Below are 25,956 nucleotides of genomic sequence, written 5' to 3'. Positions count from 1 at the left end.
CGCCCCGCGTCAGGCATCGCGCCTCACACGTGGCGCATGCAGCGCGTCGCCCGGGTCGAGGGTGCACAGGTAGCGGTCAGCGGCAATCCGGGGCAAAGTCAGCGCGGCGGGCGTCGTCGCGGATGTCATACCAGCACCTTGCGGATCTGGGCCGACATCATGTCGATGGCCACCACGAACAGGATGATGATGATCATCACCGCGCAGGTCTGGGCGTACTGGAAGCTGCGAATGATCTCCCACAGCACGGTGCCGATGCCACCGGCACCGACGATGCCCACCACCGACGCCGAGCGCACGTTCGATTCGAAGCGATACAGCGCGAACGACAGCCAGAGCGGCAGCACCTGCGGGATCACGCCGTAGACGATTTCCTCGATCGGGCCGGCCCCGGTGGCGCGCACGCCTTCCACGGGGCGCGGGTCGATGGCCTCGACGGCTTCGGCAAACAGCTTTGCCAGCACGCCCATGGTGTGGATCCAGATGGCCAGCACGCCGGCGAACGGACCCAGGCCCACGGCGACGATGAACAGCATCGCGAACACCATTTCATTGATGGCGCGGCAGGCATCCATGATGCGGCGGGCGGGCTGGTACACCCACACCGGCACGATGTTGGCCGAGCACAGCAGCCCCAGCGGCACGGCCATCAGCACGGCCAGTGCGGTGCCCCACAGCGCGATCTGTACCGTCACCAGCATCTCGTCGAGATAGTTGTGCCAGTCGCGGAAGTTGGGCGGGAAGAAATCGGCGGCGAACTTTGCCATGTTGCCGGAATCGCGCAACAGGTCCAGCGGGCGCATGTCGGCGCCTTGCCAAGACATGGCGAGCAGGGCCAGCAGCACAGCCCAGATCAGCATCACGGACAGGGATGTGCGCGGCGGCCGAACGTGGCTTTGGGGCGAAGGGGGCAGGCCAGGCTTGGCGGTCATGGGGCATCCGGAAGGGAAGGCGGGAAACGGGGAAGACCGGCAGCGCCCGCATCGGGCATCGCCGGTCTCCGGTACGGCTTACTGCTGCACGGTGGCGGCGGCGGCCTTGTCGAGGTCGGCCAGGCGACGCGTCACGTCGGCCAGCTTCTTTTCCTTGTCGGCGGCGGCCAGCGTGGTGTCGGTCTCTATCTTGGCCTTTTCCTTGGCCAGCTCGATCTGGCGGATCGGCACCAGCTGGGCATCGCTCGACGGGCGGAAGCCCTGGTACGTCAGCGCGGCCAGCGTTTCCTTCTCGCGCGCGGCGTTGGCGCCCTTGCCGTAGTTGACGAAGAAGGTCTGGATCTTCTTCTTCATCTCCGGCGACAGGTCCTTGCGGTAGACCAGCGGATCGGCCGGGATCAGCGGCGACTTCCACAGCACGCGCACTTCGTCATAGGCGTTCTTGCCCGTGTTGATGCGATAGCGTTCGAAGTTCTCGGTGTTGTTCACGGCCACATCCACCTGCTTGTTCAGCACCGACAGCAGGTTGGTTTCGTGGTTGCTGATGCGCACGGCCTTGAACAGCGTCTTCGGCTCCACCTTGTTGGCGGCCCAGAGGTAGTAACCGGGCACGGCCGTGCCCGACGTCGAATTCGGGTCGCCGGCACCGTACGACAGATCGCGGCCGCGCTTGATCACGTCCTCGACCGACTTCAGGTCGCTGTCCTTGCGCACGATCAGCAGCGACCAGTAGCCCGGGTTGCCGTCCTTGTCGATCACCGACGCGAACACTTCGCCATTGGCGCGGTCCACGGCTTCCATGGCCGACTTGTTGCCGAACCAGGCGATCTGCACCTTGTTGAAGCGCATGCCTTCGATGATGCCGGCGTAGTCCGAGGCAAAGAACGGCTTGACCGGCACGCCCAGCGTCTTGCTCAGGTCGTCGATGACCGGCTGCCAGGCATTCTTCAGGTTCGACGACGATTCGGTCGAGATGAAGCCGATGTTCAGGGTCTTGGCATCCTGGGCAAAGGCGGGCAGCGCCACGACACCCGAGGCCACCACGGCGAGGAAGGTTCTGCGAAGCATCGAAAACTCCGTTTGGAAAGACTGATGGGGAAACGCGGTCTGGATAATTCGTAGAAATGCGATCAGGCGGTGGCCAGGTCCATCCGGACCATGGCCGGGACGGGTACGCCGGCGGCCGGCGCGGGGGCGTCGGGCACGCTGTCGTGCAGCAGCTCGTCGGCCTCGGTGCCGTACAGGTCGCGCAGCATCTTCGGCGTCAGCGCGGCCGACGGACCGTCGTACACCACCTTGCCGTGGCGCAGCGCCACCACGCGCGGGCAGTAGCGCATGGCCACGTCCACCTGGTGCAGCGACACCACCACGGCTACCTTGCGGGTGCGGTTGATCTGGGTCAGCAGCGACATCACGCGGCGCGACGATTCGGGGTCCAGCGACGCAATCGGCTCGTCGGCCAGGATCACGCGGGCGTTCTGCACCAGTGTGCGGGCGATGGCGGCGCGCTGCTGCTGGCCGCCCGAAAGTGTCGAGGCGCGTTGAAACGCATAGTCGTCTATACCAACCTGGGCCAAGGCATCGAGGCCGGTCTGCACTTCGTCCGCCGTGAAATAGCGGATCAGGCTGCGCCACTTGGGCACGCGGGTCAGCAGGCCGACCAGCACGTTGGTGATCACGGGCAGGCGGCCCACGAGGTTGAACTGCTGGAACACGAATCCAATCTCTGCACGCACCTTGCGGACATCGCGCGCCAGACGGCCGTTGCGCTGCACCGTGCGGCCGTTGACGAGAATCTCGCCCGAGCCGGTGTCGCCAGCGACAAAGCCGGCCACGTGGCGCAGCAGCGTCGACTTGCCCGAACCCGAGGCGCCCAGCAGGGCAACCATCTCGCCGGGGGCGATGTGCAGCGTGACGTCGTCAAGCGCCTTGCGGTCCGCGCGGAACGACTTGCTCAGGCCGCGCACTTCGATTGCATGCGTCATGTCGACTCCCTTGCTTGAATGACCTGCGCATTCTGGCGAGGGCGGATGACAGAACGATGACGTGAGGCAGAGGTTTTTCGATGCGCGGAGGCGAGTGCGCGATGGGGCGCAGGGCGGGGCGGGAGGCGGGAAGATGGCCGAGGCGGCGCGCGGCGGGCCCTGCGACCGATGTCAGGCCCGTGGTTCAGCCCCGGGTTCCATGCAGGAGCCGGGGCTGTGCCTTACATCAGGATGATGTCGTACTGTTCCTGGTGGAACGTCGATTCCACCTGCAGCGAAATCGGCTTGCCGATGAAGTCGCCCAGCATGGCCATGTGCTGGCTTTCCTCTTCGAGGAACAGGTCGATCACTTCCTGCGAGGCCAGGATGCGGAATTCGCGCGGGTTGAACTGGCGCGATTCGCGCATGATCTCGCGCAGCACGTCGTAGCAGACCGTACGCGCGGTCTTGACCTGGCCCTTGCCGGTGCAGACCGGGCATTGCTCGCACAGCACATGCGCCAGCGATTCGCGCGTGCGCTTGCGCGTCATTTCCACCAGGCCCAGCTGCGAGAAGCCGTTCACCGTGATGCGCGTGCGGTCGCGCGACAGCGCGCGCTTGAGCTCCGAGAGCACCGCGTCGCGATGCTCCACGTTCTCCATGTCGATGAAGTCGATGATGATGATGCCGCCCAGGTTGCGCAGGCGCAGCTGGCGCGCGATGGTGTGGGCGGCTTCGAGGTTGGTCTTGAAGATCGTGTCGTCGAAGTTGCGCGCGCCGACGTAGCCGCCGGTATTGACGTCGATCGTCGTCATCGCCTCGGTCTGGTCGATCATCAGGTAGCCGCCGGACTTCAGGTCCACCCGGCGCGACAGCGCCTTCTCGATCTCGGCGTCGATATTGAACAGGTCGAAGATCGGGCGCTCGCCGGTGTAGTGCGACAGGCGCGACAGCACCGCCGGCGTGTATTCCTGGGCAAACTCGACGAGCTTCACGAAATTTTCGCGCGAGTCCACCTGGATCACGCCCGTGGCGTCGTTGATGAAATCGCGCAGCACGCGCTGGGCCAGGTTCAGGTCCTGGTACAGCAGGCTCGGCGCCGGCTGCGTGGTGGCGTTCAGCCGGATCGACGCCCAGATCTTGCGCAGGTAGGCGATGTCGTTGCTCAGTTCCTCGTCGCTGGCTTCCTCGGCAATGGTCCGCACGATGAAGCCGCCGCGCTCGTCGGCCGGCACCAGGCCCTGCACGCGCGAGCGCAGCGCCTCGCGGTCGATTTCGCCTTCGATGCGCTGCGAGATGCCGATATGCGGGTCCTGCGGCAGGTACACCAGCGTGCGGCCCGCGATGCTGACCTGCGTGGACAGCCGCGCGCCCTTGGTGCCGATCGGGTCCTTGATCACCTGCACCATCAGCGCCTGGCCCTCGAACAGCGTCTTCTCGATGGCCAGGTGGCCGTTCTTCTCGCCGTCGCGCGGATGCCAGATGTCGGCCACGTGCAGGAACGCCGCGCGCTCCAGGCCCACATCGATGAATGCCGACTGCATGCCCGGCAGCACGCGCACGACCTTGCCCAGATAGATGTTGCCGACCAGCCCGCGCGTGAGCGTGCGTTCGACGTGCAGTTCCTGCACGGCCGCCTGCTGCACGATGGCCACACGGGTCTCTTGCGGCGTGATATTGACGAGGATGTCTTCGGTCATAGCCATGGATGCCGTCGCCGGTCTGCCGGCGCTTGTTGTTGTCGCCCGGGGAGACCGGGCATCTGACCCCTGCATGCCCTAGCCGGATGCGGCGGAGGGGGCGAGGTCAGAAGCGCAGACCCGCCTCGCGCAACAGCGCCGCCGTCTCGAACAAGGGCAGGCCCATGATACCCGAATAGCTCCCGTCGATACGCGCGACGAACTCGGCTGCGCGCCCCTGGATGCCATAGGCGCCGGCCTTGCCGAGCGGCTCGCCGCTGGCCACGTAGCGGTCGATCTCGGCGGCGCCCATGGCGCGGAATGTGACGTGCGAGATCGACAGCGCATGGCGCTGGCCCAGCGCCGACACCACGGTCACCGCCGTCAGCACGCGGTGCGTGGTGCCGGACAGCGTGGCCAGCATGCGCGCGGCATCGGCGGCGTCAGTCGGCTTGCCGAGGATGTCGCCACCACGGCAGACGGTGGTATCGGAGGTCAGGATCGGCGCATCGGGCAGGCCGCGCCGCACGCGGCGCTGCAGTGCGGCATCGGCCTTGAGCGCGCAGACACGCTGCACGTAGGCGTCGGGCGATTCACCGGGCAGTATGGCTTCGAGCGCCTCGGCGTCCTCGCCGGCATCGGCCAGCAGCAGTTCGTACTGGACGCCAAGCTGGGTCAGCAGTTCGCGGCGGCGCGGGCTTTGGGAAGCAAGATAGAGGAGGAAGGTCACGGGATCGGCCAGCAGTTGTTGGCGACGATTGTACCGGCTCGGCATCGGCTTCCGCGGCCCGCGTGGGCCTGGTCCCCCTCTCCCGCATGGCGGGAGAGGGGGCAGGGCGGTTCAAATTGCCACGGGTCGGCAAGCAGAACCTCGATGCCCTCACCCCCAGCCCCTCTCCCGCAAGCGGGAGAGGGGAGCGAGCCAGGGGGGGATTGGATCAGGCGCGATGGTAGGGGTGGTTCTGCGTGACCGACCAGGCGCGGTATAGCTGTTCGGCCAGCAGCACGCGCACCATGCCGTGCGGCAGGGTCAGGCTGGACAGGCGCACCAGCGTCTGGGCGCGCGCCTTGAGCGCGGGATCGAGTCCGTCGGCACCGCCGATCAGGAAGGCGACGTCGCCGCCTTCGCGCTGCCACCCGGTCAACTGGTCGGCCAGCTGCACGGTGGTCCAGTCCTTGCCGCGCTCGTCAAGCGCGACAATCCGCAACTGCTTCGACAGCGAACCCAGCACGGCCTCGATGCGCGCCGCTTCGCGCTGCATCACCGTGGCGGCGTTGTTGCTGGACGACCGCGCTTCGGGCTTGACCTCGCGAAGCTCGATGCGTAGCTCGGGCGGCATCCGCTTGGTGTACTCGGCAAAGCCGGATTCGATCCACGCGGGCATCTTGTGGCCAACGGCCACGATCACGAGTTGCATGTGCGATGCCCGGTGGAAATACCTTCAGGACGGTGGGCCGGCTGCGCTCAGGCCGAGCGCGTGGCGCGCTTGCGCGGCGCGGCGGTCTTGGCGGCTGCGGTCTTGGTGGCGGCCGTCTTGCGTGCCGGCGCCTTGGTGGCCGTGCCGGTGGCGGTCTTGCGGGCCGGGGCCTTGGCGGTGGTGCCGGCGGACGTCTTGCGGGCCGGGGTCTTCGCGGCCGTGCCGGTCGACGTCTTGCGCGCCGTGGTGGTCTTGCGCGCCGGCGCCTTGGCGGCCGTGCCGGTGCTGGTGGTCTTGCGGACCGGCTTGCGGATCGTGGCGATGGCGTCCGGATCGGTGTCCTCGTGGCCCATCGGCGGCGACGGCTCCTTCATGCCTTCGGGCAGGCGGGCCAGTGCCGGGCGCAGGTTCGACGCACGGCGCACGCGTGGGGCCGGTTCGGCGTCCTCGTCGTCCATCGGCTCGCTGGCCTTGGCCAGGCCCTTGGCAGCGGCCAGCTTCACGCGGACCGGCTTGTCGCCCCAGATTTCTTCCAGGTTGTAGTACTGGCGCAGTTGGGGCTGCAGGATGTGCACCACGGCGTCGCCGCAGTCCACCAGCACCCATTCGCCGGTCTCCAGGCCTTCCACGGCCACGATATGGCCGCCGGCGTCCTTGACCGTTTCCCGTACCGACGCCGCCAGGGCCTTGGTCTGGCGGTTCGAATTGCCGCTGGCGATCACCACCCGGTCGAACAGTTCGGTCAGGTGAGTGGTGTCGAACACCTTGATGTCCTGCGCCTTCACATCCTCGAGCCCGTCGACGATCGCGCGCTGCAGTTTACGAATATCCATGGTGTCTTTCTTGTTCAGCTTCATTCGGGTAGGGGCGCGTCGGGCGAGGGGTGTCGGTACAACCCGTGACGCGCGATGTAGTGTGCCACGCCGGCCGGCAGTCGGTCATCCGTCTGGTCCGGCAACAGGCCTTCGGCCAGGTGCTCGCGCAGGCCGGTGGACGACAGGTCGACGGCCAGCGTCTGGTCGATCCACATATGTCCGGAGGGCGAGCATTGTATCAGGTGCGTGTCCGCCAGGCGTTCCTGCAGCGCGGCAAGCACCGGCCCGCCCAGTTCTTCCAGGTGAAAGCCCGGCCGCGTGGCGATGCACAGGTGCACCTGTTCGAACAGCGCCTCCCAGCCGTGCCAGGTGTGCAGCCGCAGCAACTGGTCGGCGCCCATCAGCCACGCCATCGACGTATGCGGGCCGTAGGCGTCGCGCAGGTGGCGTACGGTGTCGATCGTGTAGCTCGGGCCGTCGCGGTCCACTTCCATGCGGCTGACACGTACCTTGGCGCGGCCCGGCACCAGCGATGCGGCCGCCAGTTCGGTCATGGCGAAGCGGTCGGCGGCCGGGGTCACGTGGTCGCCCTTCTGCCACGAATGGCCGGTCGGGATCCAGACCAGTTCGTCCAGGTCCAGGTGGTCGATGCACAGTTGCGCCAGCGCGACATGGCCGCGATGGGGCGGGTCGAAGGTGCCGCCGAGGATACCCAGGCGGTAGGGGCGCTGCGGGTCGTCGAGCCGGGCGGCGGCTTGGGGGGCTTCGGTCATCAGGTTCAGGCCCACGCGCGCGCCGGCAGGAAATCGGTATAGAGCGCCGCTTCCGGCGTGCCCGGCTGGGGCTGCCAGTCGTAGCGCCAGGTCACTTGCGGGGGCATCGACATCAGGATCGACTCGGCACGGCCGCCCGACTGCAGCCCGAACAGCGTGCCGCGATCGAACACCAGGTTGAACTCGACGTAGCGCCCGCGACGATAGGCCTGGAAGTCGCGCTCGCGTTCGCCATAGGGCGTGTCCTTGCGGGCGTGCAGGATCGGCAGGTAGGCGTCCAGGAAGGCATCGCCCACCGAGCGCATCATCGCAAAGCTCTGGTCGAAGCCCGGGGCGGAGACATCGTCAAAGAAGATGCCGCCAATGCCGCGCGCCTCGCCGCGATGCCTGAGGAAGAAATACTCGTCGCACCACTGCTTGAAGCGCGGGTACAGGTCATCGCCAAACGGTGCCAGCGCTGCCTTGCAGGTGCGGTGGAAGTGCGCGCAGTCGTCGGCGACGCCGTAGTAGGGCGTCAGGTCCATGCCGCCGCCAAACCACCAGACCGGCTCGGCACCGGGCTTCACGGCGATGAAGCAGCGCACGTTCATATGCACGGTGGGCACATGCGGGTTGCGCGGATGGAATACCAGCGACACCCCCAGGGCCTCGAAGCTGCGCCCCGCCAGTTCGGGCCGGTTGGCGCTGGCCGATGGCGGCAGCGTGTCGCCGCGCACGTGCGAAAAGCCCACGCCGGCCCGCTCCATGACCGCACCGCCCTCCAGGATGCGCGTGCGGCCGCTGCCGCGCAGGCGTTCGGTGGGGGGCTTCTCCCAGCTGTCGGTCAGGAACGCCTGGCCGTCGATGGCGGCAACGGCGTCGGTGATGCGGTCTTGCAGGCCGAGCAGATAGTCACGGACTGCCTGGGAATCGATCATGATGGGCGGGTGAGGGTGGCCGGTGGCAAAGACGGCCGGGCGGGGCCGGCCGTCATCGCGGTGTCACGATTGTACCGGCAGGATTCGCCCCACGGGGACCGGGGCGAATCCGGGCAAAACCGGTCTGACGACGGCCGCGGGCGCGGTCAGCGTTTGATGGCGCGGTAGCCGATGTCGGTCCGGAACTGCATGCCGTCGAAGTGGATCTGCTCCACGGCGGCGTAGGCGTTCTTCTGCGCGGCCTTGACCGTGTCGGCCAGGCCCACCACGCACAGCACGCGGCCGCCGGACGTGCGCAGCGTGCCGTCCTGCAGCGTGGTGCCGGCGTGGAACGTCACGGCGTCGTCGGTTTCGGCGGGGATGCCGGTGATGACGTCACCCTTGCGGGGGTTTTCCGGGTAGTCGTAGGCGGCAATGACCACGCCCAGCGCGGTGCGGCGGTCCCAGTCCAGCTCGATCTGGTCCAGCTTGCCATCCACGGCGGCTTCCATCACGTCGACCAGGTCGGTCTTCAGGCGCGCCATGATCGGCTGCGTTTCCGGATCGCCCATGCGGCAGTTGAATTCCAGCGTCTTCGGGTTGCCGTCCTTGTCGATCATCAGGCCGGCGTAGAGGAAGCCCGTGAACGGGATGCCGTCCTTTTCCATGCCGCGCACGGTCGGCAGGATGATCTCGCGCAGCGCGCGGGCGTGCAGGGCCGGCGTCACCACCGGGGCCGGCGAATAGGCGCCCATGCCGCCCGTATTGGGGCCGGCGTCGGCGTCCAGCAGGCGCTTGTGGTCCTGGCTGGTGGCCAGGGCCAGCACGTTCTTGCCGTCCACCATCACGATGAAGCTGGCTTCCTCGCCTTCCAGGAATTCCTCGATCACCACGCGGGCGCCGGCATCGCCAAGCTTGTTGTCGGCCAGCATCATGTCCACGGCGCCGTGCGCTTCTTCCAGCGTCATCGCCACCACCACGCCCTTGCCCGCGGCCAGACCATCGGCCTTGATCACGATCGGCGCGCCCTGCGCGTCGATATAGGCGTGGGCGCCGGCGGCGTCCGAGAACGTCTTGTAGAAGGCGGTCGGGATGCCGTGGCGATGCATGAACGCCTTGGCGAAGTCCTTCGACGATTCCAGCTGCGCGGCAGCCTTGGTCGGCCCGAAGATGCGCAGGCCGCGGGCGCGGAACACATCGACGATACCGGCGGCCAGCGGGGCCTCGGGGCCCACCACGGTGAAGGCCACGCCTTCACGCTCCACAAAGGCGGCCAGCACTTCGGGATCGGTCAGCGGCACGTTCTGCAGGCGCTTGTCGAGCGCCGTGCCGCCGTTGCCCGGCGCCACGTAGACGACCTGCACCTTGGGCGACTGGGCCAATTTCCAGGCCAGTGCGTGCTCACGCCCACCGGAACCGACAACCAAAACTTTCATGATCCACTGCCAGAAAAGAAACGCATGCGAAAAGCGGCAGCTGGACCGGGATCCGGGCTGCCGCCGTGGGGCGCGGCGCGAGAAACTTATTCCTCGATCACCGCGTTGGTGAAGACTTCCTGTACGTCGTCCAGGTTTTCCAGCGCGTCCAGCAGCTTCTGCATCTTGACGGCGTCGTCGCCGGTAAAGCTGACCTCGTTCTGCGGCTTCATCACCACGTCGGCCAGTTCGGCCTTGAAGCCGGCCGCTTCCAGGGCAGCCTTGACCGCGCCGAAATCGTTGGGCGGGCAGGTGACTTCGATCGAGCCGTCGTCGTTGGTCACCACGTCGTCGGCGCCGGCTTCGAGCGCGGCGTCCATCAGCTTGTCCTCGGGCGTTTCCGGCGCGAACAGGAACTGGCCGCAGTGCGTGAACATGAACGCCACCGAACCCTCGGTGCCCATGTTGCCGCCGTGCTTCGAGAACGCGTGGCGCACTTCGGCCACGGTACGGGTGCGGTTGTCGGTCAGGCAGTCAACGATGATGGCGGCGCCGGCCAGGCCGTAGCCCTCGTAGCGGATTTCTTCGTAGTTGGCGCCTTCCAGGCCACCCACGCCACGCTGGATCGCCCGCTGGATGTTGTCCTTGGGCATGTTGGCGTCCATGGCCTTTTCCATGGCCAGGCGCAGGCGCGGGTTCGAATCGATGTCACCGCCGCCGAGCTTGGCGGCCACGGTGATTTCCTTGATCAGGCGTGTCCAGATCTTGCCGCGCTTGGCATCAGCGGCAGCTTTCTTGTGTTTGATGTTGGCCCATTTGGAATGACCGGCCATGTTTCTCTCCGAAGCGGAAAACGTGTCGTGTGGTGTGGGAACCCGGCGGCATTGCGCCGGCGGGGCCGGGCCGGATGGGTCTCTGGGACGAATCCTGACGATCCGGCGGCCACGCCATGTGATTGATGTGCCAATCTGCTGGCTATAATCAGCGCAGGATTTTATCACGCGCCCCTGCCGCCGCAGTGCCATGTATGGGTTGTTTGCCCCGCCCGTACCCGTTCCCTGTCCGCAGCGCACCTGTTTCCTGCCCTGACCGCCGACCGACGAGACCCCGCCATGGCCGATCCCATCCTCATCGCCAAGAACGCCGACCACGAAATGGTGCTGCTGCCCGAGATGGGCAACCGGCACGGCCTGATCACCGGCGCCACCGGCACTGGCAAGACCGTCACGCTGCAGACCCTGGCGCAGGGCTTCTCGCGGCTGGGCGTGCCGGTGTTCATGGCCGACGTCAAAGGTGACCTGACCGGCATTTCCCAGCCGGGCCAGCCATCGGACAAGCTCAAGGCCCGCCTGGCGGAACACGGCCTGCCCGAGCCGGTGTGGGGCGGCTGCCCGACCACGCTGTGGGACGTGTTCGGCGAAAAAGGCCATCCGGTGCGTGCCACGGTGTCGCACATGGGCCCGCTGCTGCTGTCGCGCATGCTGGAACTCAACGACACCCAGCAGGGCGTGCTGAACCTGGTGTTCCGCATTGCCGATGCCGGCGGCCTGCTGCTGCTCGATGCCAAGGACCTGCGCGCGATGCTGCAGTACGTGGGCGACAACGCGAGCCAGTTCACCACCGAGTACGGCAATATCTCGTCGGCGTCGATCGGTGCCATCCAGCGCGGCCTGGTGGCGCTGGAATCGCAGGGCGCCGACAGGTTCTTCGGCGAACCGATGCTGAACCTGGACGACTTTATCCAGACCGAGAAGGGCCAGGGCGTCGTCAATATCCTGGCGGCCGACAAGCTGATGAACGCGCCGCGCCTCTATGCCACCTTCCTGCTCTGGATGCTATCGGAATTGTTCGAAAAGCTGCCCGAGGCCGGCGATCTCGACAAGCCCAAGCTCGTGTTCTTCTTCGACGAGGCGCATCTGCTGTTCAACGACGCCCCCAAGGCGCTGCTCGACAAGATCGAGCAGGTGGTGCGGCTGGTGCGGTCCAAGGGCGTGGGGGTGTATTTCGTGACGCAGAACCCCGTGGATATCCCCGACACCGTGCTGGGCCAGCTGGGCAACCGCGTGCAGCACGCGCTGCGTGCCTTCACGCCGCGCGACCAGAAGGCGGTCAAGGTGGCGGCCACGACCATGCGGGCCAATCCGAAGCTGGATCTGGAGCAGGTGATCGGTGAACTCGGCGTGGGCGAGGCGCTGGTGTCGTGCCTCGATGCCAAGGGCACGCCGGGCGTGACCGAGCGCGCCTGGGTGCTGGCGCCGGGCGGCCGGATCGGTCCAATCAACGACGACGAACGCAAGGCGCTGATCGCCAGTTCGCTGGTGGCCGGCACGTACGAGCAGACCATCGACCGCGAATCGGCCTACGAAAAACTGCGCGGCGCCGTGGCCCAGGCGCCCAACGGCGCGCCGGCCGATGCGAAGGTTCCCCCGAAGCCCGGCGCCCAGCCTGGCGGCGCCCCGGCACAGGAAGAGGGCGGCTGGGTCGGTGAAGTCTGGGGCTCGCTCACGCGCGGCACGGGCAAGACCGGGCGTGGCGATTCGATCCTGGAGTCGGTGGCCAAGTCGGCGGCCCGTACGGTGGGGTCGCAGGTCGGGCGCGAACTGATACGCGGTGTGCTGGGCAGCCTGCTGGGCGGCGGCAAGAGAAAGTAGTCATCCGCCAGGACCGCCATGTGGAAACGCCCGCATTACGCGGGCGTCTTTTATTGTGGGCGACCCGATGATTCCGAGCCGCGCCTGGCGGCTTCCGCATCCTCGCGCGCCTTGCGGGCGAACAGGCAGGCATAGAAGGCCGCCATGCCGATGATGAATGCGATGACGGCCAGGCTGGCCAGGCCGGTCGCCGTGGAGGTCAGGATTTTCAGTGCTTCCATGGGGTGGCTCCTTGCTTGGAATATGCCGTAGACGGCATTCCAGTCTGGATCAGCCCGCCCCCATCAACATTGAGGCGCATCAAATGCCGCCGGCTCGGACAACGCCAGCCGGCGTCACAGACACTCAGTTCTTGGTGCCGAACAGGCGGTCGCCCGCATCGCCGAGGCCCGGCACGATATAGGCGTGGTCGTCCAGATGGCTGTCCAGCGACGCCACGAACAGCTTCACGCCCGGATGTGCCTTTTGAAACACTTCGACGCCTTCCGGCGCGGCGACCAGCGCCACGAACGTGATGGCTTCGTCGGGGACGCCCCGGCGCTTGAGCACGTCCACCGCATGCGCGGCCGAGTAGCCGGTGGCCACCATCGGATCGCACAGGATGAACGAGCGGTCTTCCAGGTCCGGCAGGCGCACCAGATATTCCACCGGGCGGTGCTGTTCGTCGCGGTACACGCCGATGTGGCCGATCCGCGCCGACGGAATCAGCTCCACCAGGCCGTCGCTCATGCCCACGCCGGCGCGCAGCACCGGCACGATCGTCAGCTTCTTGCCGGCGATGACGGGGGCGTCCACTTCCACCAGCGGGGTCTCGATGCGGCGCGTGGTCAGCGGCAGGTTGCGCGTGATCTCGTAGCCCATCAGCAGCGTGATCTCGCGCAGCAGCTCGCGGAACGTGCGTGTCGACGTTTCCTTGTCGCGCATGTGCGACAGCTTGTGCTGGATCAGCGGGTGATCGAGGATGAAGAGGTTGGGGAAGCGGGGATCCTGTTTCATGGCGGGCTCGGCAAACGGTAGGGGCCCTCCCTGAGGCGAGAGGGCCCGATGCAGCGCGATTGTAATGGATGCGCGCCGGGCCGAGCGAGGCGGCTGGGCGGTCAGTCCACCGTGATGGCCGCCGATTTTGCGACCTTTCCGAACCGCTCGTACTCGGTTTGCGTCAGCGTCTGCAGCTCGGTGGCGCTCGATCCCTTCGGGTTGAAACCGGCCTGGGCCAGCTTGTCGCGCACGTCGGGGCGGGCCAGGGCCTCGACAAAGGCGGCGTTCAGGGCCTGGGTCACCGGCGCGGGCAGGTTGGCCGGGCCATACACGCCAAACCACGGTTCCACGGCGTAGCCGGGCAGGCCGGCTTCGGCCAGCGTGGGCACGTTGGGCAGCGACGGCGAGCGCGTCTTGCCCGCCACGGCCAGCGCGCGCAGCTTGCCGGCCTGGATATGCGGCAGCGACGCGGGCAGGTTGTCGAACATCACCTGGATATGGCCGCCCAGCATGTCGTTGATGGCCGGGCTGCTGCCCTTGTAAGGCACGTGGACCAGCCCGGTCTGCGTCATCTGCGAGAACATCGCGCCGGCCAGGTGCATCGACGTGCCGGTGCCCGCCGTGGCATAGGTCAGGCCCGGATGCGCCTTGGCATAGGCAATCAGTTCCGGCACCGTCTTCACGGGCAGGTCGTTGTTCACTTCCAGCACGATGGTCGAGGTGCCCAGCAGGCTGATGGCCGTGAAATCGCGGCGCGGATCGAACGGTACGTGCTTGTAGATATGCGGGTTCAGCGCGTTGGTCGAAATGGCGCCAAAGCCGATCGTGTAGCCATCGGCAGGCGCCTTGGCCACGGCTTCCATGCCGATGTTGCCGCCCGCGCCGGGCCGGTTCTCGATCACCACGGGTTGCCCCAGCTTCTCGGCCACGCGCTGGCCGACGGTGCGCGCGACCAGGTCGGTGGTGCCGCCCGCCGCGTAGGGCACGACGAAGCGGATGGGTTTGCTGGGGAAGGCGTCGGCGGCCAGGGCACTGCCGGCGCCGGCCAGCATCGGCAGGGCGGATGCGGCCAGTGCGGTACGAACGGTGGCGGACAGGAAAACGCGACGGCGCGCGGCAAGGCGATGGAGCGGCATGGCTCGGGAATCTCCGGAATGTTGTTATATGGCCAGCGTACGCACCATGACGGTGCGTGGTCCGGCGCGAGCCATTGTATGGGAAAGCAGGCATTGCCGCCGGATGCCCCGGCGCCGCGGGCCGGTGCCCCGAGCCCTGGCGGCTTTTGACATACAATCGGCGGGTTCCGCCGTGCCGCCTGCGTTGAGCGTGGGCGCGGCCCGGCGTCAAGATTCCCGCGTCCCCGTGCCTGCTTCCCAGAAGTCCCTCTCCCCATCCGCCGAAGTGCCTGCCGCACAGCGCGTCGGACTTGCCACCGCGGCCGTCGGCGCCGTGCTGTTTTCCGCCAAGGCCATCGTGGCCAAGCTCATGTACCGCTACAGCGTCGATGCCGTGATGGTCATCACGCTGCGCATGCTCTTTGCGGTGCCGCTGTTCATGGCCATCGGGTGGTGGCAGGCGCGCAAGCTGCCGGCGCTGTCATGGGCCGATCGCGGCCGGGTGGTGTTCCTCGGGTTCATCGGCTATTACCTGTCGAGCTTCCTGGATTTCCTGGGCCTGCAGTACATCACGGCCGGGCTGGAGCGGCTGATCCTGTTCCTGACGCCATCGTTCGTGCTGCTGGTCACCGCGCTGGTGTTCCGCCGCCATATTCATGCCCGCCAGTGGATATCGCTGCTGCTGGCCTATGCGGGCATCGTGCTGGTGTTCGCGCACGACCTCGATGTCAGCGGCGGGCAGGTCTGGCTGGGCGGCGCGCTGGTGCTGGCCAGCGCGATGTCGTATGGTGTTTATCTGATTCTGAGCGGCGAACTGGTCAAGCGCGTGGGGTCGCTGCGGCTGGTGGCGTATGCGATGTGCGTCTCCACGCTGTGCTGCGTGATTCAGTACGTGGTGCTGGGCCGGCCGCTGGCCGACCTGGCGCAGCCGGCGCCCGTGCTGTGGCTGTCGGTCATCAACGCGGTATTTTGTACCGTGCTGCCGGTGTCGCTGACGATGATCGCGGTGTCGCGCATCGGGGCGCCGCTGGCATCGCAGGCCGGCATGATCGGCCCGGTGTCCACGCTGGCGCTGGCGTTCTGGCTGCTGGGCGAGCCGGTCACGGGCGTGCAGCTGGCCGGTAGCGCACTGGTGCTGGGTGGTATGTATCTGCTGTCGAGCCGGAAGGCCTGAAACAACGCATTCGAAGAGAACCAACCAAGGAAGGAGAGGGAAGCCATGGATTTTGGACTGCGCGGTAAGCATGCGCTGGTGTGCGGCGCCAGCAAGGGGCTTGGGCTGGCGTGTGCCGATGCGCTCGCGGCGGAAGGTGTCGATGTGGTGATCGTGGCCCGTGGCGCCGAGGCGCTGGAGAAGGCCGCCGCCGACCTGCGCGCCCGCCATGGCCGCCGCGTGATCGCGGTGGCCACCGACATCACCACGCCGGAAGGCCGCAAGCTGGCCCTGGACGCCGTGGCCAAGCTGGGCGACCTGGACATCCTGGTGAACAACGCCGGCGGCCCGCCGCCGGGCAACTTCCGCGACTGGGGCCGCGACGCGTGGATCGCCGCGCTGGACGCCAACATGCTGACGCCGATCGAACTGATCAAGGCGACCATCGACGGCATGATCGCGCGCCGCTGGGGCCGCATCGTCAACATCACCAGCGGTGCCGTGAAGGCGCCGATCGACGTGCTGGGCCTGTCCAATGGTGCCCGTTCGGGCCTGACCGGTTTCGTGGCCGGCCTGGCGCGCGAAGTGGCGCAGCATGGCGTCACCGTGAACAACCTGCTGCCCGGGCCGTTCGACACCGACCGCCTGAAGAAGACGATGGAAGGCGGCGCGCAGAAGGCCGGCATCAGCATCGAGGAAATGGCCAAGCGTCGCGCTGCCGCCAATCCGAGCCGCCGCTTCGGCGATCCGGCCGAGTTCGGCGCCACCTGCGCGTTCCTGTGCAGCAAGCAGGCCGCCTACATGACGGGCCAGAACGTGCTGCTGGACGGCGGCGCCTACCCGGGGACGTTCTGATGGGACCATCGGACATCGCGCCGGAGCCCCGGCCGCGTATTGCGCTGATCGCGCACGATCACAAGAAGGACGACATCGTCGCCTTTGCCGGCCGCCATCGCGACTTCCTGGCCCGGTGCGACCTGCTCGCCACCGGCACGACCGGCGGCCGTATCGCGGCCGAGGTCGGGCTGGAGGTGACCCGCATGTTGTCCGGCCCGTGGGGCGGCGACCTGCAGATCGGCGCGCAACTGGCCGAAGGGCGGGTCACGGCGGTGATTTTCCTGCGGGACCCGATGACCCCGCAGCCGCATGAACCGGACATCAACGCGCTGGTGCGGGCGTGCGACGTCCACAATGTGCCGTGCGCCACCAACCTGGCCACGGCCGAGTTGCTGGTGGTGGAACTGGCGCGGCACTGCTTCGTGCCGAAGGCCTGATCGCCGGCCAGCCACGCGCCCATGAAAAAAACCGCTGCTTGCCGCAGCGGTTTTTCTTTGGGTGACGCCGGGGGCGCCAGCGTCAGCGCGGCCTGACCGTGGTGGCGGTGGCGCGCATCTCGGCCTGGCGCAGGATGTGCGGCGGCAGGCGCTTCAGAATCAGATGAACGGCCAGCGGAATGATGACCACGTCGTCCACGATGCCAAGGCCGGCAATCACGTCGGGGATCAGGTCGATGGGGGAAATCGCATAGCACAGCAGGCCGAACGCGGCTGGCTTGAGCCAGGGCGGCGCGTCGGGGTGGCGCAGGGCAAACCAGAACAGCCGGCCGTCGCGCCGTACCAGCGTCCACAGGGCTGACAGTCGCTTCCACATGATGGGCCTCCTTGGTCACACGTTCAGCAGGACATGAACGAGTAGCTTGGGCCGATCAGGGGGGATTCAAGTTCCTGAGGGTTTTCTCCCCTCTCCCGCCGGGCGGGAGAGGGGAGCCGGCGGGTGGGTTTGAACGATCAGCCCGGCACGTTGCCTTCCACGCCTTCGACGTAGAACTTCACGTTGTGCAGGAAGGCGTCGTCGGCCACGGCGCCACCGGCGACCTGTTCCTTGCCGGCGTTGTCCTTGATCGGACCCTTCCAGATCGGCGCGCTGCCGTCGACGATGCCCTTCTTGCGCTCCTCGACCAGCGCCTTGACGTCTTCCGGCACCGCGGCGTTGAAGCCCTTCAGGTCGATCATGCCTTCCTTGAGGCCCCACCAGATGGTGCTGTTCTTCCACTGGTTGTTGAGCACGTCGTCCACCACCTTGGTGTAGTAGACGCCCCAGGAGATCACCGATGCCGCCAGGTGCGCCTTCTCGCCGAACTTGCTCATGTCGCTGTCCCAGCCGAACGCGTACACGCCTTTTTCCTGTGCGGTCTGCACCACGGCGGCCGAGTCGGTGTTCTGCATCAGCATGTCCACGCCCTGGCCGATCAGCGTCGTGGCGGCTTCACGTTCCTTGCCCGGATCGAACCACTTGTTGACCCACACCACCTTGACCGTGGCCTTCGGGTTCACCGAGCGCGCGCCCAGCGTGAACGAATCGATGTTGCGGATCACCTCGGGAATCGGCACCGATGCCACCACGCCCATCTTGCCGGTCTTGCTCATCTTGCCGGCCACCACGCCCGCCAGGTACGCGCCTTCATAGGTGCGCACGTCGTACTGGGCCAGGTTGTCGGCGGTCTTGAAGCCCGTGGCGTGCTCGAACTTCACGTCCGGGAATTCCTTGGCCACCTTCAGCATCGATTCCATGTAGCCGAACGTGGTGCCGAAGATCAGCTTGTTGCCCTGGCTGGCCAGATCGCGGAACACGCGCTCGGCGTCGGCGGCGGACTCGGGCACGTTTTCCACGTACGTGGTCTTGACCTTGTCGCCGAACTTCGCTTCCACGGCCTTGCGGCCCGCGTCGTGGGCGTACGTCCAGCCGGCGTCGCCCACCGGCCCGATGTAGACGAAGGCCACCTTCAGCGGTTCGCTGGCGGCAGCAGCGGGGGCGGATGCCGGCGCGGCGGTCCCGGCCGGCTTCTCGGCTTCCTTCTTGCCGCACCCGGCCAGGGCCAGCACGGCGGTGGCGGCCAGGGCAGCCAGCGTGGTCCTGCGTGTCACGATCATTCGATCTCTCCTAGTAAGACGTCTTTTGTGATGAGGTTGTACTTCGGATACTGCTGTTTTTTTAAGACTTCGGTGATGCGGTACAGGGGTGTTCAGGCGTTGCCCGGACGGAACGGCTTGCCCAGCGATGCGGGCATGTTCAGGCGAATCCAGGCCGGATTGCGCGAAATCAGGGCCAGCACGACGATGGTGGCGGCGTAGGGCAGCATCGACAGGAATTGCGACGGCACCGATACGCCGATGCCCTGCAGGTAGAACTGCAGGATCGTCACGCCGCCGAACAGCCACGCGCCCACCAGCACGCGGCCCGGCCGCCACGTGGCGAACGTGGTCAGCGCCAGCGCGATCCAGCCACGGCCGGCGACGAGGTTTTCCACCCACATCGGCGTGTACACCAGCGACAGGTAGGCCCCGGCCAGCCCGCAGCAGGCACCGCCGAACAGCAGCGCGCCAAAGCGGATCCAGCGCACCGGATAGCCCAGCGCATGCGCCGATTCTGGCGATTCGCCGATGGCGCGCAGCGTCAGGCCGGCGCGCGTGCGGAACAGGAACCACATGATGGCAAAGCACAGCAGCAGGCTGACATACACCATCCAGTGATGCTGGAAGAATGCCGGGCCGATGAACGGGATGTCGGCCAGCCCCGGGACGGCACTGGCCTTGGCCGGCATGGCGTAGCCGACGAACCGCTGGGCGATGAACGCGGACAAGCCGGTGCCGAAGATCGACAGCGCCAGGCCCGTGGCTACCTGGTTGGTGGCCAGCACCAGCGCCAGCCAAGAGAACAGCGTGGCCATCAGCATGCCGGCCCCAGCGCCGGCGACGAAGCCGAGCAGCGGGGATTGGGTCTGATACCCGACCATGAAGCCGAAGGCGGCGGCCACCAGCATCATGCCTTCGGCACCCAGGTTCAGCACGCCGGCGCGCTCGTTGACCAGCAGGCCCAGCGCGGCCAGCAGCAGCGGGGTGCCGGCGTTGATCGCGGTGGCGATCAGGGGAGCAAGTTGTTCCATATTGTTGTCAGCTCCGGATCAGGCGGCACGCGCGCGCCAGCGCAGGCGGTTGTCGATCAGTGTGTCGCAGGCCAGCAGGAAGAACAGCAGCATGCCCTGGAACACCCAGCCCAGCGCCGACGGCAGGCCCAGCCGGGACTGCGCCATTTCGCCGCCGATATAGAACAGCGACATCACGATGCCGCCGAACACGGCGCCCACCGGATGCAGCCGCCCCACGAAGGCCACGATGATCGCGGTAAAGCCATAGCCAGGCGAGATCGACGGCAGCAGTTGCCCGATCGGCCCGGTCACCTCGAACGCGCCGGCCAGGCCCGCGAAGGCGCCGGAGATCATCAACGCCGTCCACAGCGCGCTGCGCGACGAGAACCCGGCATAGCGCGCGGCCAGCGGCGCGGTGCCGCCCACCTGCAGGCGGTAGCCGGCAAAGCTGCGGAACACGAACACGGTCATGACGGCCACCAGCGCCAGCATCACGGCAAAGCCCATATGCAGGCGCGAACCGGGCAGCAGGTTGGGCAGCAGGAACATCGACGAAAACACCTTCGACTGCGGGAAGTTCATGCCGTTGGGGTCCTTCAGCGGACCGTTGACCACCCACAGCAGCAACTGCTGGGCGATATAGGTCAGCATCAGCGACACCAGGATCTCGTTGGCATTGCAGCGGTCCTTGAGCAGCGCCGTCAGCGATGCCCACAACATGCCGCCGACGCAGCCGGCCAGCGCGGCCAGCACCAGCACCACCGGGCCGTTCCAGGTGCTGCCGGGCGTATCGAACCAGAGCACCGTGGCGCCGGCCAGGATGCCGCCGGCAATCAGCTGGCCATCGGCGCCGATATTCCAGACGTTGGCGCGATAGCAGACCGAAAGCCCGAGCGCGCACAGCACCAGCGGCACGGTCTTGAGCAGCACCTCGCCAATCGCGCGCTGGTCCTTGAGCGGATCGACCAGGAATACCTTGAGGCCCGCCACGGGGTCCTTGCCCAGCGCCAGGAACAGCAGCGCGCCGAACAGCAGCGTCAGCACCAGCGCGAACACGGGCGAGGCATAGGCCATCGGGCGCGACGGCACGCCGCGCGGGGCCAGCACAACGGGAGATAGCACTTTAGCCATGGCTCGGCACCTCCGCGTCGGCGTTGTCGCGCCGGCTGGCCGGCCCGCCGTCCCACAGCCCGCTCATCCACAGGCCCACCTGCTCGCGCGTGGCGATATCCACGGGGATCGACGGCGACAGCTGGCCCTTGGCGATCACGTGCAGGCGGTCGCAGATGGCAAACAGTTCGTCGAGTTCTTCGGATACCACCAGCACCGCGCACCCGGCGGCCTTCAGCGACAGGATCTCGTTGTGGATCTGCGCGGCCGCGCCGACATCGACGCCCCACGTGGGCTGCGCCACGATCAGCACCTTCGGGCCGGCCTCGATCTCGCGGCCGACGATGAACTTCTGCAGGTTGCCGCCCGACAGGCTGCGCGCCAGTGCCGCGGGCCCGCTGGCCTTGACGCGGAAACGGCTGATGATGCTGGCGGCCAGGCCTTCGGCTGCCCTGGGCGACACCATGCCGCCTTGCACGTAGGGCGGCGTCTGGTGCGACAGCCACACATTCGACGCCAGGCTCATGCCCGGCACCGCACCACGGCCGAGCCGTTCCTCGGGCACGAAGGCCAGCCCCGCCCGGCGGCGGCTGCGGGCATCGAGCCGGCCCACGGGCTTGCCGTCCAGATCGATGGCCGCGCCGGCCGTGCGCGCATCCTCGCCGGACAGCGCAGCCAGCAGCTCCTGCTGGCCATTGCCCGACACCCCCGCGATGCCGACGATTTCGCCGGCGTGCACGTCCAGTGCAATGTGTTGCAGTTCCGTGGCGAACTGGTGCGCGCGCGGCATCGACAGGTTGTGCACCGACAGCTTCACCGCGCCGCGCTGGGTGGCCACACGCGCTTCGCGCGGCGGTTCGCCACCGATCATCAGCCGCGACAGCTCGGCCGCGCTTTGCTGGCGCGGGTCGCAATTGCCGGTCACCCGGCCCATGCGCATCACGGTGGCGTGGTGGCAGAGAGCTCGGATTTCGTCCAGTTTGTGGCTGATATAGAGGATGCTGGTGCCTTCGGACGCCAGCTGGCGCAGCGTGACAAACAGCGTTTCCACGGCCTGCGGCGTCAGCACCGAGGTGGGTTCGTCCAGGATCAGCAACTGCGGGTTGGCCAGCAGCGCGCGCACGATCTCCACGCGCTGGCGCTCGCCCACGGACAAGGTATGCACGTGGCGTTGCGGTTCCAGCGGCAGACCATACCGCTCGGCCGTGGCGCGGATGCGTTCCGAAAGCTGCTTCATATTGCCGGCATCGGCGGGCGACAGGCCCAGGGCGATGTTCTCGGCCACGGTCAGCGTGTCGAACAGAGAAAAATGCTGGAACACCATGGCGATGCCCAGGTTGCGGGCGTCGTGGGGGCTGGCGATGGAAACCGGCGCCCCATTGAAGTGCATCTCGCCGGCGTCGGGACGTACCGCGCCGAAAATGATCTTCATCAAGGTGGACTTGCCGGCGCCGTTTTCGCCAAGGACGGCGTGGATCTCGCCGGGCGCGACGGTCAGGCTGACGTCGTCGTTGGCGGTCACGCCGGGATAACGCTTGGTGATATGCGCAAGCGCCAGCCTGGGGGGGAGTTGTGATGTCACTGAGGCGGCTCGAATTGTTGTGGCAGCAACGTTCTGTTTTTAAGCACGTGACGACGGCTGTGCGTGGCGCAGCATCGCCGCGAGGCAGGTCGTCATCATCATGATTGCGTGATGCCCGGAATTTGGGGTGGATTATATAAGTGCGTGGGGGCTGGGCGGACCACTTTGGCCCTCCAGCCATGCCCCACAACGGGTACCGGGAGGTTGCAAGTCGCGTGCCGGCCACAGCCGCAAAGAAAAACCGCCGCGCTGCCGGCTAGGGCAGGGCGGCGGTCAGGGTTGACCCGGATCAGTTGCGCGTGTCAGGCGGCGCTGGCGGGGATCGTCGCAAACCGGCCGTCTCGGAAATCGGCCAGGGTCTGGTAGATCTGGTCCTGCGTGTTCATCACGAACGGGCCGTACTGCGCGATGGGCTCGTTCAGCGGCTGGCCTGCGATCAGCAGGAAGCGGGTGTCCTCGTTCGCGGTGACCACCACGCCATCGGACTCGCCCGCGTTGTCCAGCACGCCCATGCGCTGCGCTTCCACCACGGCGTCGCCGATCGTCACGGCGCCGCGATAGACGTACACAAACGCGTTATGCCCGGCCGGCAGGGCCTGCGTGAACGACTGGCCGGCCGGCAGATGCACGTCCAGGTACAGCGGTTCGGTGACCGGACGCGTCACGGCACCGGCCACGCCATGCGAGGCACCGGCCAGCACGCGCACCGTGCCACCCGACGGCAGGGCCACGGTCGGAATTGCCGCCGCCGGCATGTCGCGATACCAGGGCGTGGTCATCTTGTCCGCCGCCGGCAGGTTCAGCCAGAGCTGGAAACCTTCCATCCGGCCGTCTTCCTGCTCCGGCAATTCCGAGTGCACGACGCCGGAGCCGGCCACCATCCACTGCGCGCCGCCGTTTTCCAGTAGGCCTTCGTGGCCGGCGCTGTCGCGATGGCGCATGCGGCCGGCCAGCATATAGGTGATGGTCTCGAAGCCGCGGTGCGGGTGATCGGGGAAGCCGCCGATGTAGTCGTCCTTGTTGTCGGTGCCAAAGGCGTCGAGCATCAGGAACGGGTCGAGCCGGCGTTGCAGGTTCTGCGTCAGCACGCGGGTCAGCTTCACGCCGGCGCCGTCAGACGTGGCGATGCCGCGAACCACGCGATCCACGGCGCGCGAACGCTGCACGGTTTCCGTGGCGGTGGCCGGAACGGTGGCGATACGGGTGGTCATGTGAAATCTCCTGTTGGGACGGCCTGGAAACCCTGGCTTCCGGCCGTCGTGTCTACCCACTCAATGTAAGGGTTTGGCCAGAAAGCGGTAGAGGGTCGGCAGGCAACAGATTGTTCTGCCGATGGAACGGAGAGGCGTCGATCGATCGCGTTAATGCAACGAAGCCGCACTCGGAAATTTCGCGCGAAACCCGGTTATTTCGGAGACGGAAACGGTGAAGATGACAGGATCGCAGAAGTTGTGTAGAATAGCGGTCTCTTTGTCATCCGTTGCCAATAATTGCTGTGGTCGGGGCTGCACCCCGAACCCCGCAATCCGTTGTCTGGCAACGGCCGATTGACCGGCGGCGCCATACCGACACGACATCTGTCGGGCATCAATCGCCGCCACTGGCCAACCTTTCGGGGTTGCGCCGCTCCTGCGGGTTTGGGCTTCATGCCTGGACCCCATCAATCGGGTGTTTCGCCGGTCTCCAGGCCGGTGCCGCACCCAATAGTCCGTCCGCTGGCAATCGTGCCGGTCATGGCGGCAAGGCAATCTGAACCAGGGCCCCGGCGGGCACCCCATCGACATTTCCGCCGGCCCTTTTGTTTTCCGCATCCGGGATGTGGTGATTCATGCATTTGCATTGGCATGGTCGGCCGCACCGGGGTTGGAGAGGGGAAATATGTCAAAACGAACCATCCGGGCGTTGGCCTGGGGGGGCGTCGTTGCCGTTGCGCTGGCCGGACTGGTCGCGTGGATCGGCGTTGACGTCATCCACCAGTACCAGGACCGCCTGTTCTACGACGTGGCCGACCATCTGCGCCTGGTGGCGATCTCGATGGCACTGGCCCTGCTGACCGGCGTGCCGGCCGGCATCGCGCTGAGCCGCCCGTGCATGCGCCGCTGGGCCGACCGGCTCATGCAGGTGTTCAACATCGGCAATACCGTGCCGTCGCTGGCGGTGCTGGCCCTGGCGCTGGCCGTGCTGGGCATCGGCGAGCGTCCGGCGATCCTGGCGCTGTGGCTGGCCTCGCTGCTGCCGATCGTGCGCAACACCTACGAAGGGCTGCGCACCGTGTCGCCCGCCCTCAAGGAAGCCGCGCGCGGCATCGGCATGACGCCGTGCCAGCGCCTGGTGCGCGTGGAACTGCCCAACGCGCTGCCCGTGATCCTGGCCGGCGTGCGCATCAGCCTGGTGATCAACGTGGGCACCGTGCCGCTGTCGTTCCTGATCGGCGCGAACAGCCTGGGCGAACTGATTTTCCCGGGCATCTACCTGAACAACCAGCCGTTGCTGCTGCTGGGCGCCGCCGCTACCGCGCTGCTGGCCCTGGTGCTGGACGCGCTGTTCGCCGCCGCCGGCCAGATCTACCTGCGTCGTCGCGGACTGGCGCAGTGAGGAATCGTATGAAATCCAAATCCGTGAATCGTCTGATGGAAGGCCGCGTGTTCTGGCTGGCCGCCGCCATTGGGATCGCGCTGGCCGTGCTGCTGCTGACCACGGCCCCGGCGCGCGCGCAGGAAGGCGCGGGCCCGGTGCGGGTGGGCGGCAAGAACTTCACCGAGCAGCTGATCCTGTCGTCGATGACCACGCAGTACCTGAAGGCCAAGGGCATCGACACGACGCTGACCTCGGGGCTGGGCAGCACGCTGATGCGCCAGGCGCTGGAATCGGGCCAGCTCGACGTGGTGTGGGACTACACCGGCACCGCGCTGATCGTGTTCAACAAGGTCGAGGAAAAGCTCGACGGCCCGGAAAGCTACAAGCGCGTGAAGACGCTCGATGCCGCGAAGGGCCTGGTCTGGCTCGATGCCTCGCAGGTCAACAACACCTACGCATTCGCCATGCCGAAGGAGCGCGCCGGCGATATCCGCACGCTGTCGGCCTACGCCGCGAAAATGCGCGCCGAGGGCGAGGGCACGAAGCATCCGCTGGCCGTGGACATGGAATTCGCCGCCCGCCCTGACGGCCTGGAGCCGCTGAAGGCCGCGTACAAGCTGCCGTTCACGCGCAAGGACGTGATCCAGCTCGATCCGGGCCTGGTCTACACCGCGCTCAAGAACAACCAGGTGGATTTGGGGCTGGTCTACACGACCGACGGCCGCGTGAAGGGCTTCGACCTCGTATTGCTGGAGGACGACCTGCATTACTTCCCGCCGTACAACGCGGTGCCGGTGGTGCGCCGCGCGGTGCTCGACGCGCATCCGCAACTGGGCGGGCTGCTCAACGCGCTGGCAGCAAAGCTCGACAACGCGGCGATGACCGACATGAACTACAAGGTCGACATCGACCAGCAACCCGTGGACAAGGTGGCAGGCGACTTCCTGCGCAGCCACGGCCTGATCTGAGGAGC

General features: G+C 67.0%; 26 protein-coding genes. 6 read left to right on the top strand and 20 right to left on the bottom strand.

Annotation, left to right across the window (positions count from 1 at the left end; genetic code table 11):
* Nucleotides 1-125: 125 nt before the first annotated feature.
* From phnE to AC24R4_RS12715, 11 genes are all read right to left on the bottom strand, one after another.
* On the bottom strand, nucleotides 126-932 hold the full coding sequence (gene phnE, locus AC24R4_RS12765) for a phosphonate ABC transporter, permease protein PhnE (protein ID WP_400395044.1): 807 nt from the start codon (nucleotides 930-932) through the stop codon (nucleotides 126-128).
* A 78-nt stretch (nucleotides 933-1,010) separates the two neighbouring features.
* Nucleotides 1,011-2,000, bottom strand: a complete 990-nt coding sequence (gene phnD, locus AC24R4_RS12760; protein WP_400395042.1) for a phosphonate ABC transporter substrate-binding protein — start codon at nucleotides 1,998-2,000, stop codon at nucleotides 1,011-1,013.
* A 62-nt stretch (nucleotides 2,001-2,062) separates the two neighbouring features.
* Nucleotides 2,063-2,917, bottom strand: a complete 855-nt coding sequence (gene phnC / locus AC24R4_RS12755) for a phosphonate ABC transporter ATP-binding protein (protein WP_400395041.1) — start codon at nucleotides 2,915-2,917, stop codon at nucleotides 2,063-2,065.
* A 221-nt stretch (nucleotides 2,918-3,138) separates the two neighbouring features.
* Entirely contained in the window at nucleotides 3,139-4,596 is a 1,458-nt protein-coding gene (gene rng / locus AC24R4_RS12750) for a ribonuclease G (protein WP_400395047.1), read from the bottom strand.
* Nucleotides 4,597-4,702: 106 nt separating this feature from the next.
* Nucleotides 4,703-5,350: a Maf family protein gene (locus AC24R4_RS12745; RefSeq protein WP_400395046.1), complete on the bottom strand. Its 648-nt coding sequence runs from the start codon at nucleotides 5,348-5,350 to the stop codon at nucleotides 4,703-4,705.
* 163 nt (nucleotides 5,351-5,513) lie between these two features.
* Nucleotides 5,514-5,993, bottom strand: coding sequence for a 23S rRNA (pseudouridine(1915)-N(3))-methyltransferase RlmH (gene rlmH, locus AC24R4_RS12740; RefSeq protein WP_066739089.1), 480 nt, complete (start codon nucleotides 5,991-5,993; stop codon nucleotides 5,514-5,516).
* A gap of 47 nt (nucleotides 5,994-6,040) precedes the next feature.
* Entirely contained in the window at nucleotides 6,041-6,826 is a 786-nt protein-coding gene (gene rsfS, locus AC24R4_RS12735) for a ribosome silencing factor (RefSeq protein ID WP_400392163.1), read from the bottom strand.
* Nucleotides 6,827-6,846: 20 nt separating this feature from the next.
* Entirely contained in the window at nucleotides 6,847-7,581 is a 735-nt protein-coding gene (locus AC24R4_RS12730; protein WP_400392166.1) for a nicotinate-nucleotide adenylyltransferase, read from the bottom strand.
* Nucleotides 7,582-7,586: 5 nt separating this feature from the next.
* A complete protein-coding gene (gene hemF / locus AC24R4_RS12725; RefSeq protein ID WP_400392169.1) occupies nucleotides 7,587-8,498 on the bottom strand; it encodes an oxygen-dependent coproporphyrinogen oxidase in 912 nt (303 codons plus the stop codon).
* 146 nt (nucleotides 8,499-8,644) lie between these two features.
* Complete coding sequence (purD, locus tag AC24R4_RS12720; protein WP_153947496.1) at nucleotides 8,645-9,913, bottom strand: phosphoribosylamine--glycine ligase; 1,269 nt, start codon at nucleotides 9,911-9,913, stop codon at nucleotides 8,645-8,647.
* An 86-nt stretch (nucleotides 9,914-9,999) separates the two neighbouring features.
* A complete protein-coding gene (locus AC24R4_RS12715) occupies nucleotides 10,000-10,725 on the bottom strand; it encodes a YebC/PmpR family DNA-binding transcriptional regulator (RefSeq protein ID WP_092594768.1) in 726 nt (241 codons plus the stop codon).
* Between the two features lie 279 nt (nucleotides 10,726-11,004).
* Here AC24R4_RS12715 and AC24R4_RS12710 point away from each other — a divergent pair, with 279 nt between their 5' ends.
* On the top strand, nucleotides 11,005-12,543 hold the full coding sequence (locus AC24R4_RS12710; protein ID WP_400392172.1) for a helicase HerA-like C-terminal domain-containing protein: 1,539 nt from the start codon (nucleotides 11,005-11,007) through the stop codon (nucleotides 12,541-12,543).
* A 50-nt stretch (nucleotides 12,544-12,593) separates the two neighbouring features.
* Here AC24R4_RS12710 and AC24R4_RS12705 read toward each other — a convergent pair whose 3' ends face one another.
* The 3 genes from AC24R4_RS12705 to AC24R4_RS12695 all read right to left on the bottom strand — a co-directional run bounded on the left by AC24R4_RS12705 (nucleotide 12,594) and on the right by AC24R4_RS12695 (nucleotide 14,657).
* A complete protein-coding gene (locus AC24R4_RS12705; RefSeq protein ID WP_092594764.1) occupies nucleotides 12,594-12,764 on the bottom strand; it encodes a DUF3149 domain-containing protein in 171 nt (56 codons plus the stop codon).
* A 124-nt stretch (nucleotides 12,765-12,888) separates the two neighbouring features.
* Complete coding sequence (gene upp, locus AC24R4_RS12700) at nucleotides 12,889-13,539, bottom strand: uracil phosphoribosyltransferase (protein WP_400392176.1); 651 nt, start codon at nucleotides 13,537-13,539, stop codon at nucleotides 12,889-12,891.
* 101 nt (nucleotides 13,540-13,640) lie between these two features.
* On the bottom strand, nucleotides 13,641-14,657 hold the full coding sequence (locus AC24R4_RS12695) for a Bug family tripartite tricarboxylate transporter substrate binding protein (protein ID WP_400392179.1): 1,017 nt from the start codon (nucleotides 14,655-14,657) through the stop codon (nucleotides 13,641-13,643).
* A gap of 265 nt (nucleotides 14,658-14,922) precedes the next feature.
* On the opposite strand from AC24R4_RS12695, the gene AC24R4_RS12690 reads away from it, so the two are divergent.
* From AC24R4_RS12690 to AC24R4_RS12680, 3 genes are read left to right on the top strand one after another with little or no spacing between them, the layout of a single operon-like run.
* Complete coding sequence (locus AC24R4_RS12690) at nucleotides 14,923-15,810, top strand: DMT family transporter (protein ID WP_400392198.1); 888 nt, start codon at nucleotides 14,923-14,925, stop codon at nucleotides 15,808-15,810.
* Between the two features lie 45 nt (nucleotides 15,811-15,855).
* Complete coding sequence (locus AC24R4_RS12685; RefSeq protein WP_400392182.1) at nucleotides 15,856-16,644, top strand: SDR family oxidoreductase; 789 nt, start codon at nucleotides 15,856-15,858, stop codon at nucleotides 16,642-16,644.
* Entirely contained in the window at nucleotides 16,644-17,063 is a 420-nt protein-coding gene (locus AC24R4_RS12680; protein ID WP_400392185.1) for a methylglyoxal synthase, read from the top strand. Before AC24R4_RS12685 ends, AC24R4_RS12680 begins: the two co-directional genes overlap by 1 nt.
* Nucleotides 17,064-17,145: 82 nt before the next feature.
* On the opposite strand, the gene AC24R4_RS12675 is transcribed toward AC24R4_RS12680, so the two are convergent.
* The 6 genes from AC24R4_RS12675 to AC24R4_RS12650 form a co-directional block, all read right to left on the bottom strand.
* A complete protein-coding gene (locus AC24R4_RS12675) occupies nucleotides 17,146-17,439 on the bottom strand; it encodes a YkvA family protein (protein WP_153947508.1) in 294 nt (97 codons plus the stop codon).
* Between the two features lie 137 nt (nucleotides 17,440-17,576).
* The gene (locus AC24R4_RS12670; protein WP_153947509.1) at nucleotides 17,577-18,719 is read right to left on the bottom strand and encodes a BMP family ABC transporter substrate-binding protein; all 1,143 of its coding nucleotides are present in this window, start codon (nucleotides 18,717-18,719) and stop codon (nucleotides 17,577-17,579) included.
* Between the two features lie 92 nt (nucleotides 18,720-18,811).
* The gene (locus AC24R4_RS12665) at nucleotides 18,812-19,732 is read right to left on the bottom strand and encodes an ABC transporter permease (RefSeq protein ID WP_153947511.1); all 921 of its coding nucleotides are present in this window, start codon (nucleotides 19,730-19,732) and stop codon (nucleotides 18,812-18,814) included.
* Nucleotides 19,733-19,750: 18 nt separating this feature from the next.
* On the bottom strand, nucleotides 19,751-20,845 hold the full coding sequence (locus tag AC24R4_RS12660) for an ABC transporter permease (RefSeq protein WP_400392190.1): 1,095 nt from the start codon (nucleotides 20,843-20,845) through the stop codon (nucleotides 19,751-19,753).
* The gene (locus AC24R4_RS12655) at nucleotides 20,838-22,406 is read right to left on the bottom strand and encodes an ABC transporter ATP-binding protein (protein WP_400392193.1); all 1,569 of its coding nucleotides are present in this window, start codon (nucleotides 22,404-22,406) and stop codon (nucleotides 20,838-20,840) included. The genes AC24R4_RS12660 and AC24R4_RS12655 overlap by 8 nt, the downstream gene beginning before the upstream one ends.
* A 302-nt stretch (nucleotides 22,407-22,708) precedes the next feature.
* On the bottom strand, nucleotides 22,709-23,617 hold the full coding sequence (locus AC24R4_RS12650; protein WP_400392195.1) for a pirin family protein: 909 nt from the start codon (nucleotides 23,615-23,617) through the stop codon (nucleotides 22,709-22,711).
* A 667-nt stretch (nucleotides 23,618-24,284) separates the two neighbouring features.
* Here AC24R4_RS12650 and AC24R4_RS12645 point away from each other — a divergent pair.
* Both AC24R4_RS12645 and AC24R4_RS12640 read left to right on the top strand, forming a co-directional pair.
* Nucleotides 24,285-25,001, top strand: coding sequence for an ABC transporter permease (locus AC24R4_RS12645; RefSeq protein ID WP_400393768.1), 717 nt, complete (start codon nucleotides 24,285-24,287; stop codon nucleotides 24,999-25,001).
* Between the two features lie 8 nt (nucleotides 25,002-25,009).
* Entirely contained in the window at nucleotides 25,010-25,951 is a 942-nt protein-coding gene (locus AC24R4_RS12640; protein WP_487523201.1) for a glycine betaine ABC transporter substrate-binding protein, read from the top strand.
* The last annotated feature ends 5 nt before the right edge of the window (nucleotides 25,952-25,956 follow it).

It is taken from the genome of Cupriavidus sp. CER-90, from assembly GCF_057652055.1.
This window is presented reverse-complemented; position numbering and strand designations above follow the sequence as displayed.